Annotated in this window: 12 protein-coding genes and 1 riboswitch; of the genes, 10 read left to right on the forward strand and 2 right to left on the reverse strand. The window is 37.3% G+C overall.

Going from position 1 to position 12,860, the window contains the following annotated elements; genetic code table 11:
• The first annotated feature begins 104 nt into the window (after positions 1–104).
• The 5 genes from ACO05S_RS04040 (at position 105) to pcaF (ending at position 5,690) form a co-directional block, all read left to right on the forward strand.
• Positions 105–1,637: a hypothetical protein gene (locus ACO05S_RS04040; RefSeq protein ID WP_421920258.1), complete on the forward strand. Its 1,533-nt coding sequence runs from the start codon at positions 105–107 to the stop codon at positions 1,635–1,637.
• A 30-nt stretch (positions 1,638–1,667) separates the two neighbouring features.
• Positions 1,668–2,381 (forward strand): 3-oxoacid CoA-transferase subunit A, encoded by a 714-nt coding sequence (locus ACO05S_RS04045; protein ID WP_421920259.1) that lies wholly within the window; start codon positions 1,668–1,670, stop codon positions 2,379–2,381.
• Entirely contained in the window at positions 2,375–3,028 is a 654-nt protein-coding gene (locus tag ACO05S_RS04050; RefSeq protein ID WP_421920260.1) for a 3-oxoacid CoA-transferase subunit B, read from the forward strand. The genes ACO05S_RS04045 and ACO05S_RS04050 overlap by 7 nt, the downstream gene beginning before the upstream one ends.
• A 19-nt stretch (positions 3,029–3,047) precedes the next feature.
• Positions 3,048–4,394, forward strand: coding sequence for an aspartate aminotransferase family protein (locus tag ACO05S_RS04055; protein WP_421920261.1), 1,347 nt, complete (start codon positions 3,048–3,050; stop codon positions 4,392–4,394).
• A gap of 90 nt (positions 4,395–4,484) precedes the next feature.
• Entirely contained in the window at positions 4,485–5,690 is a 1,206-nt protein-coding gene (gene pcaF / locus ACO05S_RS04060; RefSeq protein ID WP_421920262.1) for a 3-oxoadipyl-CoA thiolase, read from the forward strand.
• Positions 5,691–5,694: 4 nt separating this feature from the next.
• Here pcaF and ACO05S_RS04065 read toward each other — a convergent pair whose 3' ends face one another.
• Positions 5,695–6,165 carry an RNA methyltransferase gene (locus tag ACO05S_RS04065; RefSeq protein WP_421920263.1) on the reverse strand — a complete coding sequence of 157 codons (471 nt, stop codon included), beginning with the start codon at positions 6,163–6,165 and terminating at the stop codon, positions 5,695–5,697.
• 165 nt (positions 6,166–6,330) lie between these two features.
• A riboswitch (cobalamin riboswitch) is annotated at positions 6,331–6,548 on the forward strand.
• 95 nt (positions 6,549–6,643) lie between these two features.
• Between ACO05S_RS04065 and ACO05S_RS04070 the strand changes: the two genes are divergently transcribed.
• Positions 6,644–8,905, forward strand: a complete 2,262-nt coding sequence (locus ACO05S_RS04070) for a TonB-dependent receptor (protein ID WP_421920264.1) — start codon at positions 6,644–6,646, stop codon at positions 8,903–8,905.
• Positions 8,906–8,967: 62 nt separating this feature from the next.
• Positions 8,968–9,906 carry a sirohydrochlorin cobaltochelatase gene (locus tag ACO05S_RS04075; protein ID WP_421920265.1) on the forward strand — a complete coding sequence of 313 codons (939 nt, stop codon included), beginning with the start codon at positions 8,968–8,970 and terminating at the stop codon, positions 9,904–9,906.
• Positions 9,907–10,071: 165 nt separating this feature from the next.
• Here ACO05S_RS04075 and ACO05S_RS04080 read toward each other — a convergent pair whose 3' ends face one another.
• On the reverse strand, positions 10,072–10,227 hold the full coding sequence (locus ACO05S_RS04080; RefSeq protein ID WP_421921301.1) for a hypothetical protein: 156 nt from the start codon (positions 10,225–10,227) through the stop codon (positions 10,072–10,074).
• On the opposite strand from ACO05S_RS04080, the gene ACO05S_RS04085 reads away from it, so the two are divergent.
• The 3 genes from ACO05S_RS04085 (at position 10,175) to ACO05S_RS04095 (ending at position 12,518) form a co-directional block, all read left to right on the forward strand.
• Positions 10,175–10,345: a transporter suffix domain-containing protein gene (locus ACO05S_RS04085; RefSeq protein WP_421920266.1), complete on the forward strand. Its 171-nt coding sequence runs from the start codon at positions 10,175–10,177 to the stop codon at positions 10,343–10,345. The two genes, ACO05S_RS04080 and ACO05S_RS04085, sit on opposite strands and share 53 nt — an antisense overlap.
• 473 nt (positions 10,346–10,818) lie before the next feature.
• A complete protein-coding gene (locus tag ACO05S_RS04090; RefSeq protein WP_421920267.1) occupies positions 10,819–11,265 on the forward strand; it encodes a DUF4231 domain-containing protein in 447 nt (148 codons plus the stop codon).
• Between the two features lie 11 nt (positions 11,266–11,276).
• Complete coding sequence (locus ACO05S_RS04095; protein WP_421920268.1) at positions 11,277–12,518, forward strand: toll/interleukin-1 receptor domain-containing protein; 1,242 nt, start codon at positions 11,277–11,279, stop codon at positions 12,516–12,518.
• Positions 12,519–12,860: the final 342 nt, after the last annotated feature.

The raw sequence follows: 12,860 nt of genomic DNA on the forward strand, positions 1-12,860 counted from the left end.
CAACTAGGAAATGGATAACTTCACTATGCTTATTATGGATAGCGCCACGAATTTGAAAGGGATGATTTTGTATCTTACTAATTGTTGAACTTTAAATAATATTTATGTCTTGTTCCGATAAAATTGATTTTTCCAGACAATTTGCTCATCACGGAATTGATGAAAACGCAGCCCAAAACATCGAAAGAGAAAATTTACTACCTGCCAGTCTCATCAACAAATTGCATCATAATTTTCCTCAATACTCCATTTTAAAAGAGGAAAGCGCACCAATGTTTACCTCTAACAAAAACCGCTATACTGGTATCGAAGGTTTTAGAGAAATCATTACTGTTCTCAACCAAAATGGCATTGATATAGGTTATATCGAAGAACGTGAACTTTTCATTAATGTGTATCGATTTTTGGCTACCAAGCACGTATTAAATACCATAAACTGGAAAGACTACAAAAATGATTCTGTATTTCAATTGGTATTTCCTCAACCCGGAATGATGAAAGCCGAATTGTTGGAAATTTACAGGAAGGCCAAAACAGAAGAGGAAAAGCAACAAGTTTGTGAGGAGTACATCCGTAGCACCAATCCACATGATGGTAAACAATTGTTGAACAAGGCATGCTTTGAAAATGAGCATGGCGATATTGAAATTCTGGATGGCAGTCAGCACAAATACCCACAATGCTTTCTTGTTTTCGATAAAAGCACGCAAAGTTGTTTTGCTTTCTGCAATTATTGTTTTCGTCATGCACAGGTAAGAGGTGACGAAGATATGTTTATACAAGAAGATATTGATCAGGTTCATAAATATCTGCGAGAGCATAAAGAAGTAACCGATGTTTTGCTTACTGGTGGCGATGGTGGCCTAATGCCTTATTCGAGGCTGAAAGAGTATTTATTGCCATTAACAACCGATCCTGAACTTTCGCACATCCGTAATGTTCGCATGGCTTCAAGAAGTTTGACTTTCGATCCACAAATGGTTCTAAAGTCGAGCTTTGATAATACCTTGGCGCTCTATAAAGAATTAATCGATAATGGAATTCAAGTGATTTGGATGGGACATTTCTCAGGTCCGAAAGAATTGATGAACCTGACCACCATAGCTGCTGTTCGCCGATTAAGAGCTGCTGGCATTACGGTAAAAAGTCAGAGTCCAATTATGAAACACATTAGTTTATTCCCTAATGATAAAGGAGGAATCGATATCGATAAATCTGCTCAAAACTGGATAGATCTTGGGCATGTTTTAATGATGTTGGGCATTGGTTTCCACTCCATGTATTATGCACGACCAACAGGAGAACACCACTACTTTACGGCTCCTTTGGCCGATATCAATAAAGTCTTTAGTCAGATATACCGAAGTCTTCCGTCGGTTGGTCGACCTTCAAGATATATTTCCATGACTTCCTCGGCAGGGAAAGCATCCATGTTGGGAACTGTAGAGGTAAACGGGAAAACTGCCTTTGCACTTAAATTTAACGAAGCCCGCAATATGGAATGGATGGATAAAGTGTACTTGGCAGAGTATGATGACAAACAAAACACAATTGAAAAACTGAAACCTTTTGAAGGAGAAAAATATTTCTATACGGATGAATTAGAAGCCATAGAAAAGCATCTGGAAAAAAAATAGTTATTGTTTAAATGATATCATTCCTATTCTATGATTAACAAAACAGTAAAATCGCTAGCCGAAGCAGTAAAATCCATTCACGATGGAGCTACGGTGATGATTGGAGGCTTTGGCGAAGCAGGCAGTCCTATTGAATTGATTCATGCCCTAATAGATCAAGGGGCAAAAGAACTTACCGTGGTGAGTAACAATACCGGAAGTGGAAATGTGGGATTGGCTGCCTTAATCGAACAGAGAAGAGTAAAAAAAATGATCTGTTCCTTCCCAAGAACTGCCAACTCAACGGTATTTCCCGAACTTTACAATGCTGGAGAAATAGAATTGGAGCTCGTACCACAGGGAACACTGGCAGAGAGAATCAGAGCCGGAGGAGCTGGAATACCGGCATTCTACACTCCCGCTTCGGTGGATACGCCCTTGGCCAAAGGCAAAGAATCCCGAATTTTTGATGGTATTGAATATGTGCTGGAAAGAGGTATTAAAGCTGATTTTTCGTTGGTAAAATGCCAACTGGCCGATCGTTATGGCAATTTAACCTATCATGCGACCGCGCGTAATTTTGGACCAATCATGTGTACTGCTGCCAAAACAAGCATTGTTCAGGCTAGAAAGATTGTAGATGCAGGTGTAATAGATCCAGAAATCGTGATAACACCAGGAATTTTTGTGAATCATATTGTTGAAGTTTCACAGCCAGCCAATGAATCTGATTTGGTGGCACAAAAACTTACATATCCATGGTAGCAAATGAAATAAAAATTGGTTGGAGCAAGACCGAAATGGCTCAAAATGTAGCCATGGACATTCCTGATGGCTCTTATGTGAATCTGGGGATTGGAATGCCCGAAATGGTGGCCGACTTTGTTCCCGAAGGTCGTGAACTCATCTATCAGACTGAAAATGGATTGCTTGGAATGGGGGCTGTTCCAATGGCCGGACAAGAAGATCCTGAATTAATAAATGCTGGTAAAAAATCGGTTACTGCCATACCTGGAGCATGCTTCTTTCATCATGCCGATAGCTTTACAATGATTAGAGGAGGACACATAGATGTATGCGTTTTGGGTGCGATGCAAATCTCTAAAGATGGGGATTTGGCGAACTGGTCGACAGGTGCTGCCAATGCCATACCGGCTGTAGGTGGAGCAATGGATTTGGTTGCAGGTGTAAAAAGGATTCTTGTGATTACAAAGCACAACACCAAAGATGGCAAACCCAAAATCCTAAATCAATGTAGCTATCCATTAACGGGAAAAGCGGTAGTTGAAACCATTTATACAAATCTGGCCATTATCGATGTAAAAAAAGAAGGACTTTTTGTTAGAAAACTAGCTCCGAATGTGGATTTTGAATATTTACAGGAACATACCGAAGCCAAATTATTTCAATAATCTAAACGCTGAAATCATCATGAAAAATGGGAATAATGTAAATTATAAATCAAGTCTGGAACTGTATAAGAGAGCCAAAAAAGTAATTACTGGTGGTGTAAGCAGAAATACTATTTTCCGTCGTCCCCACCCTTTTTATGTGGCGCAGGCAAAAGGCAGCTATGTAACAGATATCGATGGTAATACCAGAATAGATTTCGCCAATAATATGGCTTCATTGATTCATGGTCACTCCCACCCTGTAATTGTTGATGCCGTTACCGAACAGATGCAAAATGGTACTGCTTATACACTAGGAAGTGAAGTGGAAGTGGAATTTGGCGAGTTATTGGTTGAAAGAAATAAGGAGTTCGAGAAAATTAGGTTTGTGAACTCTGGTACCGAGGCAGTAATGTCCATGATAAAAGCAGCCCGTGCTTATACGGGCCATCCTAAAATTGCAAAGGCTGAAGGAGCCTATCACGGCACTTACGATTTTGCAGAAATCAGTCAGATTGCTGAACCTCACAATTGGGGAGATATCGATAAGCCCAATTCGGTTCCGGTAACCTTTGGCACTCCTGAAAATGTAAAAAAGGATGTAATTGTATTTCCATATAATGATATTGAGAGAACGATTAATTTACTCGAAGCCAATAAAGATGAATTGGCCTGTGTGTTAATCGATCCGGTTTCGCACCGGGTTGGCATGTTTCCTATTGAAGAAGAATTTTTGGTGGCAATCTACAATTGGACCAGAAAGAATAAGGTGCTTTTGGTATTCGACGAAGTAGTAACCTATCGTGTAACTTATAGTGGTGCTCAGCATTTATATCCGGTTAAGCCTGACATGACTGCGCTTGGAAAAATTATAGGTGGCGGTTTTCCAGTTGGGGCCATTGCTGGAGATGCAAAAATAATGAAGGTGTTCGATCCAACACAAAAAGTAATTAAACAACCACATTCAGGTACTTTCTCGGCCAATCCTGTTACCATGATTGCTGGAAAAGTAGCCATGCAGTTATACGACAGGAAAGCTGTAGATGATATCAATAGAATGGCAGAAATTGCTAAAAAACAAATTCGTGAAGCCATCCAGTTAGCCGATGTTCCTGTTGTGATTACAGGTGGTGGATCAATGTTTCGTTTCCATTTTCGTCACAAAGATCCTCGTAATTATCGAGAAACTTATCAGGCACCAGATGAAAGAAAGGTAATTGTTGACCTTCTGGATTATCTATTCCTTCACGAGAATTTGATTCTGATCAATACCTTTGCTTGTATGTTTGCCACTACCATTACGCAAGTAGAAGTGGATCGTCTATCTCAATCCATGTACAATGGATTTAAGAAATACAAAGCCGAAATCCATCACTTTGCCAAATAAATAGAAAGTATAAAGTGGTAAGTATAAAGTGATCAAAAATAATTTAAGCATAGGTCGAACTCACATTCACTAGGCTCCAAAAGCAACCATATGATGACAAATGTTTATATCTGCGATGCCATAAGAACACCTGTAGGAAAATATTCAGGATCATTAGCTTCGATTCGAACCGATGATTTGGCAGCAATTCCTTTAAAAGCCTTAATGGACAGAAATCCCGATATGGATTGGAACGCCATTGATGATGTTTTAATGGGCTGTGCCAATCAGGCGGGTGAAGACAACCGAAATGTAGCTCGTATGGCTACTCTTTTGGCTGGTTTTCCTGAAATAGTTTCGGCAGTCACCATTAATCGTTTGTGCGGATCGGGAATGGATGCTATTGGAAGTGCTGCAAGAGCCATAAAAGCAGGAGAAGCGCATGTTATGATTGCCGGAGGTGTAGAAAGCATGTCAAGAGCTCCTTTTGTGATGGGAAAAGCCGAAACAGCTTTTGGTCGTACTCAAAAACTGGAAGATACAACAATCGGTTGGCGATTTGTGAATAAAAAGCTTGACCAATTGTATGGTACCGAAGGAATGATTCAAACGGCACAAAATATTGCAGATGATTTTAATATCAGTCGTGAGGATCAAGACAAATTTGCCCGATGGAGTCAGGAGAAAGCTCAAATAGCTCAGGAAAATGGAAGTTTGGCTCACGAGATTGTTCCAGTTGAAATACCACAGCGAAAAGCCGAACCAATCCTCTTCTCTACCGACGAGCATCCCCGACTTTCCTCATTGGAGAAACTGGCCAGTTTAAAATCCATTTCAGGACCAAATGGAAGTATAACAGCAGGAAATGCTTCGGGAGTAAATGATGGTGCTGCAGCAATTTTATTGGCTTCCGAAGAAGCTGTAAAAAGGTACAAACTAACTCCTAAAGTGAAGATATTGGGCATGGCCACTGCTGGTGTTCTGCCTCGAATTATGGGTATGGGACCAGTAAGCGCCACACAAAAAGTGCTTAAACTAACGGGACTCCAACTTGATGATATGGACATTATTGAACTAAATGAAGCATTTGCTGCCCAATCGCTTGGTTGTACTCGTGAACTGGGTCTTGCTGATGATGATCCTCGTATTAATCCTTTGGGAGGCGCTATTGCCTTAGGTCATCCGCTTGGAATGAGTGGAGCCCGCATCACTACATCGGCTTATTATCAGCTCATCAACTCCGATGCTAAATATGCACTTTGCACCATGTGTATTGGAGTTGGACAGGGAATTGCTATTGTACTAGAAAAAGTCTAGAAAATCAATATAAAGTCTTGCCAAGCTTAGTTTTTAGATTTCTATCGTACATGATGATGCTACCTGCTGCAGATACATTTATACTTAAACGAGTATCAAACTTTACCAGGTGATGCGATTTTTCGATTGCAGTTTTGGTTAAGCCATTGTCTTCGGCTCCTAAAAGATACACACAACGACGTGGATGCTTGAATTCTTCCAATTCTACAGCCTTATCATCAAGCTCCACTCCCACCAAAACAGCTCCTTTAGGCAGATGAGCATAAAAATCATCGAAATTATCGTAATGGAAATATGGCATAGCTCCCGTTGCTTTATGTGTATCACAGGCTTGCTTTGCATAGCGTTTACCAACAGTAAATATAAAGCTAGCGCCCATATTCTGGGCTGAACGCCACAACACACCTAAGTTCTCGGGTGTTTTTCCGTTCTGTATACCAATACCAAAAAATCCTTGTTCTAATGTATCTATCATTTGTATTCTGATTTGCGGCAGTAAATATAGAAGTTTATCGGGGAATAGTTCATGAGAGAAATACAGAATCGAACATCTATTTTGTCTCAGCACGCTTTCAACAAAAAAATGCTCCTTAACACAAGTATTGACTCCAGTTCTATTTTTCTTATCAATAAAAAATAATACATTTGCAACGCTTTTGGTGCTCGATTTGCAATCAGCAAATTGGGTTAAAAGGGAATCCGGTGTAATTCCGGAACAGTACCCGCTACTGTAAATCCCATTAATGCTTAGGCATTAATTTTTTCTTAACAGTCATTATCCACTGTCCCGATATTTGGGGATGGGAAGGAGTTAAGAATAGGGAAAGTCAGGAAACCTGCCAACAGTTATTGTTTAATTATTGCTTCCGGGAAAAGAAGTTAATGATGGTTGGTTTTATTTTCAGAATACATTTACCTCATTTGTTCCAGGAATGCATTAGTAAATTTTTACTATGCATAAGTTTTTTTGCATGATGTTAATGCAGATAGTATGTTTTTCCGCATTCTCACAAAAAATTAGCCTTAGTGGCAAGGTGTACAATAACAAAACCAATGAAGGTATTGATTTTGCCTACCTTTATTTGGATGGTTTAAATGTTACCACAACTACTAATAATGGCGGTTTATATAGATTTGATGAACTTAAAAAAGGATCATATATTCTTTCTGTTTCGGTTTTGGGTTACGAAAAATTCAGTCAAACGATCACATTAGATACTGATCCTTATAGCTTTAATATTGCACTTCAACCAAAATCATTTTGCATAGCACCTGTGGTTGTAACAGGAACGGGAACTCATCACAAAATTGATAATACCCCTGTACAAACCGAAATAATTACCAAATCTGATATTACAGATCTTTCGGGAAGAAATATTGAAGAGATCATTTCTGGCATTTCTTCCTCAATAGATTATACCAGAAGCTCTATGGGTTCTAATATCAAGATAAATGGTTTGGGAAGAGACTATGTTCTAGTTCTTGTAAACGGAAAAAGACTTACTGGTGGTGTTGGTGGTTATACCGATTTGAGTCGAATTAACTCAGACGATATTGAGCAAATCGAAGTTGTTAAGGGTGCCTCATCTACACTGTATGGATCAGATGCCATTGCTGGTGTAATCAATATCATCACCAAAAAATTAAAAGGCAAAACAAGCGTGAACTCTAGTTCCAGACTGGGTGCTTATGGAGAATTTAAACAACTAAACAGCTTTGGTTTTAGCAAAGGAAAACTATCGGGGAAAACCACTTTTAATTACAAACAGAAGGCAGGATATCAGCTGAATTCAATGAAGTATAACAACAAATGGGAATCTAATCATGATTTGCCTTTTTTGGTTCATACCTTCTACAAACCAGTAAACAAAAGTAAAGCATATACCATTAGCCAGCTTTTAGAGTACGAGGTAAATCAAAAATTGAGTTTAAATATGGATTTGTCCTGGTACGAAAAAACACTGTACTTTCCATTCAGGGCGCAAATGCACAACTATTACTACAACGACAGGGCTGTATCACTTGGAGGCAAGTACAAACTTAATAAGAATGATTACCTAAGTTTCAGTATTGATGCAGATAACTATTTGTATTATACCGAATATCCATACAAATACAACGAAACCTATATTACGGATTCAGATGTGATTAAGAAAACCTACTATCCGGGCGATCGATTCAAAAATTCGGATGAGGTGAATGTGATTTTACAATGTAAAGGGGTTTTAGGGCTAAACGACAGGCACAAATTGATTTTTGGAAGCGAAGTTAAAGGCGAATACCTCGAAGCCAAATACCGACTAAGCACACCTAATGTAAACTCCTACACTTACTCATTGTATACTCAGGATGAGATGAAACTTAGCAAAAAGTTTGATTTGGTTGTGGGCATTAGAAGTATTTATCATGATAAATCAGGTTTTGCACTAACTCCCAAATTAACCATGATGTATAAAGAGGCTAATTTCACTCACAGGTTTACATACTCAAATGGTTACAAGAGCCCTACTCTAAGAGAATTATACTATTACTATGAAAGTAATCGCATGGGCATGTATCGATTGTACCTTGGAAACGAGGATCTAAAAGCTCAAAAATCACATTATTTAGCTTTATCCAGTGAATTTAGTGCAAATAAGTTTAAAACTGGCTTAAGTGTATACCTGAATCGCCTATACGACAAAATCGATTACAAAATTATTCCCACAACCTACGATCACTCGCGAAGAGGAATTGAAGAAAGCAAAAAGCGCTACAATATTGATGATGCAAGAACTTTTGGTGCAGATTGGCACTTTAGCTACCCAATATTTTCGCAACTCATTTTTAATGGAAGCTACAGCTATGTGTATGCCAGAAATCTAACACAGGACATTAGATTAAATGGTATTTCGGAACACAGTGCTACCTGGAAACTTTCATGGACTGAGAGATGGAAGAAGAAGAAGTTGAATATCAACTTATCTGGTGTTTATAAATCTAACCGATTCTATTTGGAAGAAGACCTTGAGCGTAGTTACGCTGACGCCTATCAACTTTGGAAACTAACATCAAACTTTAGTTTCAGGCAGTGGAGAAACTATAAAATAAGAATCACGGCTGGTATCGACAACTTGTTCAACTATACAGATAACAGGCCATATGGCTCTCATTACGGCACATTAAATCCAGGAAGAACGCTCTTTATAGGATTAGATGTAGATTTTAGTAAATAATCACGAATTCACATTTGAATTCAACTAACAAAATCAATATTAACAAAAACAAAAAAATCAAAATGAATTTAATTAAAAGATCAGCTATCGCTTTATGTACATTGGCAATGGTTTTCACCGGATGTAGTGACGACGACAATGATGACAAAAACAATTTAGGCGACAAAGAAGGTATTCTATTGGTAACTTTTGGTTCTTCTTTCCCAGCACCACAAGAAACATTTAAGAATATCGACAATACAGCAAAAGAACGATTTGCTGGCGAAACAATTCGATGGGGTTATACATCTGACCTTATTATCAACAAATTGCGTCAAGGTAATGGAGAAGGCTCACTAAACGGAACAATTATCGACAATGATACGCCAGAAGAAGCATTGGAAATCATGGTGAAAGATGGGTTTTCAAAGTTCGAAGTTCAATCTTTACATGTTATTCCGGGTGAAGAGTTCGACGAATTGGAAGAGGCAGTTGCTGAATTTAAAGCCAAATATGAAGGCGTGACGGTTAAAGTTGGTCGTCCATTATTAGATAGCGATGCTGATATTAAAGCTGTTGCTGAAATTATGGCTGCTAAATTTGCTACTGAAATTACTGAAGGTCCAGTATTGTTTATGGGACACGGAACTCCACACTCTGCAGATGCTCAGTATTTAAAGCTTCAAAATGAACTTCAAAAAATCAATACTAACTTCTTTGTAGGTACCGTTGAAGGTATTGGTTTTGATGCAGATGAGACTTCAATTTCAGGTATTCTTGCTGAACTTGATAAACTTTCTCCAAAAGCGACCAAAGTTACCATTACTCCATTAATGTCTATTGCTGGTGACCATGCCAACAACGATATGAACGGCAACACAGGTGAAACTGATCCGGCAGAACAATCATGGAAAGAAAGATTAGAAGCTAGCGGTTACACTGTTAATACAGTAATGAAAGGATTAGGTGATTACGATGAAATCAACGCGATTTGGATGGATCACCTTGAAGATGCAGAATAAACTACTACTGACATCATAAATTGTTTAAAAATGGAAGAGGCAGAAATTAAGTTTTCTGCCTTTTTTATTTACCGATATTTTGAGGAAATTCTCACAAATCGATATACAAAGAAAAAGGCCTTCCAAACGGAAGACCTTTCATATCTAAAATCACCTAATTTTCTATTAGATTGCGTCTACAATTTCATTTAATGTAGTTGATGGACGCATAGCTTTAGAAGCCATATCATCACAAGGCATGAAGTAACCACCAACGTTCATTCCATTTATGAAGCTGGACACCAAAAGCAAAGTTACCCTTTCTACCCTATCGCTAATCATAGGAGAAGTATTGTTTTGGGGAGGCGGCATTTTAGTTGGCAAAGAGCTATTTATAAAATACAAATCCTACTTTAATCCTAAAAATTGGTGGAAAGGGAAAGGGGAAAATAAAAGCTAAACAGCTTAATTGCCTTCCCAATGAAATCATTTTACCATTTAAGGGATCACTCATAGATGGTAATCTGCTCTAGAAGAAAACCGACTTGCAAGGCCTAAATTACATTGCTAGCCCTTTTTGCAAGTGGTTTAATGCACAATTTTACCTTTGGTTTGTTAATTGCCACTCAGGAAACGCAGCTAGAAAATTTCCAGGACAATACCCAAGTTAATGTAAGCTTGGCAAAATTGATCTGCACCAAGTATTAAAACTAATACAGACATACATGCAGTATATATCTATTGCTTATGTAAGCAAATTTAATTTTGCCTCAGATAACAAACCCAATGCGAAGTTACCTGTTGAATCGTGATAATATTGATTATAATTCTTAGATTTGGAATCGTGAGTCAAAATAAGTGTACCAGTGCACAAATTAATAGTTATGCGCAAGGATGACCAAAGACTGTATATTGAAAAAAAACTTTAGTGCCATGAATTCAGAAGAATACATAGATAAAAGATTAGTTGACCAAATAAATTGGTATGACAAAAAAAGCATTAAAAACCAGAAAACATTTAGGCTTCTTCGTATCATTGAGATTATTGCGGCTGCTTTAATACCTTTTATTTCTGGAATAACAATTAATAATATTAACAGTGGAGAATTTATCATATACTTTACAAGTTTTTTAGGAGTATTAATAACAATAATCGCAAGTTATATTGCTTTAGGCAATCATCAAGAAAAATGGATTGAATACAGAACTACTTGTGAAAGCCTGAAAAAAGAATTGTTTTTGTTTGAGACTAAGGTTATGCCTTATGATACGGATATTTCATTCCCACTATTGGTAAAAAGAGTTGAAACAATTATTTCAAAGGAAAATACAAATTGGTCAATTTACTCTTTAAACGATAATAGTAAAAAAGAAACCTAAAAACGAAAGAAATGTCAAAAATTTTTATAAGCTATCGGAGGTCAGAGACTAGAGAGTTTGCTGTTAGGATATATGACAGGTTAGTTCTTGAGTTTGGTAAAGACAATGTATTCCTTGACGTAGAAGATATTGAACCTGGTATTATATTTCCAAAAGAATTGGAAAAAGCTTTAAATGATTCAAGAATCATGCTTGTAATTATTGGAAACAATTGGTTGAGTTTAAAAGATAAAAACGGAAATGCAAAGATATTTAATCCTGAAGATTTTGTATTTCAAGAAATAAAAATGGCAATTAATAATGGTGTGAAAATTATACCGGTACTTGTTAATGGATCTAAAATTCCTGATAAACTTGAACTGCCTGAACAAATAAATCAGCTTTCACATAGAAATGCTATTGAAATAAAAAACGACAGTTTTCATATGGATATTGACCGCTTAGTAGAAAAGCTGAGAGGTCCTAATTACCTTTTACTCGGAGTACTAATATTTATTTCAGTATTTATAGGCCGCATAATTTTTATGTTTTTTCGTGAAACCATGACTTCAAGCTCAGAGGAAGCTGTTATCAATATGCTCGATACTCAAAATATTATTCATGGCCTTAGATGGTTGCTAATATCTTTAGCTGTATTGACGGGTATTAAGAAAAGCTTTGGTATTCGTTTCGAACAGATTATTTCGACCTCTGCACTAATTGCTTTGGGAGTCATTTTAGGATATTCAATTAACACTCTGCTCAAAATGTCAGACAATACATTATACAGTGTTTTAAAAGAAGGAATAAAATATAGCTTTATTTCTTTTGGTTTATTATTGGGGCTCAAGAAACGAATATCAATTTCTTGGAAGAACATAATTTTAGTGTTTGGTTCTGTTTTTTTTAGTGGTTTAATAAGTGCCTTAATTTCTTCATATGCATTAAAACCAGTTTTGCAAAATCTGGATATCATTATAGTTAATAGAATAGTTAGACATATTCCATTACTTATTGTAGCGTTGTTAACCATGATTTTATCTAAAAAATATTTTAAAATGAATCGTGTCCAGATATTAAATATGTCAATTTACATATTTCTAGGAGTTATTACTTCAGCAATCTTGATTGACTTAGGAAATCTGGCATTAAGTAAAAATATAATGAGATGGGGACTCACTTCTTCATTCTACTATACTCCGATTATTCTATCAATATTTATGGGAGTATTCAAATTAAATGAAAAACGTAAGAATATAAATCCCAGCGCATAATCCAGTAGGCAGCCGCTAGGCCATAGCCTAGCGGAGAACCTCTCACACCGCCTACCTGCGGGTCTCGTATACAGCGGTTCGTTAAGTTGTGGGGAAGTTTTCTTGTAAATGTAAAGCATTGATTCGTAGCCACGCTTCTTCAATCGATCAAGGGTTATTGTAGTTCCTAGTATTGGACTTTGAGCAATTGACCAACCTCCCATTCCAGAACGAGACCATGCATAGGCTTGACCCTGTTCTACTCCTAAACGAATCAGGTTTTTCCTTTTTCGTTCAGGCTTTTTCCAATGATGCCAGATACAATATCTGAGCCTGTTACGAATCCATCCATCAACACCCTTA

It is taken from the genome of Marinifilum sp., assembly GCF_965230805.1.
Classification (GTDB): Bacteria; Bacteroidota; Bacteroidia; order Bacteroidales; family Marinifilaceae; genus Marinifilum.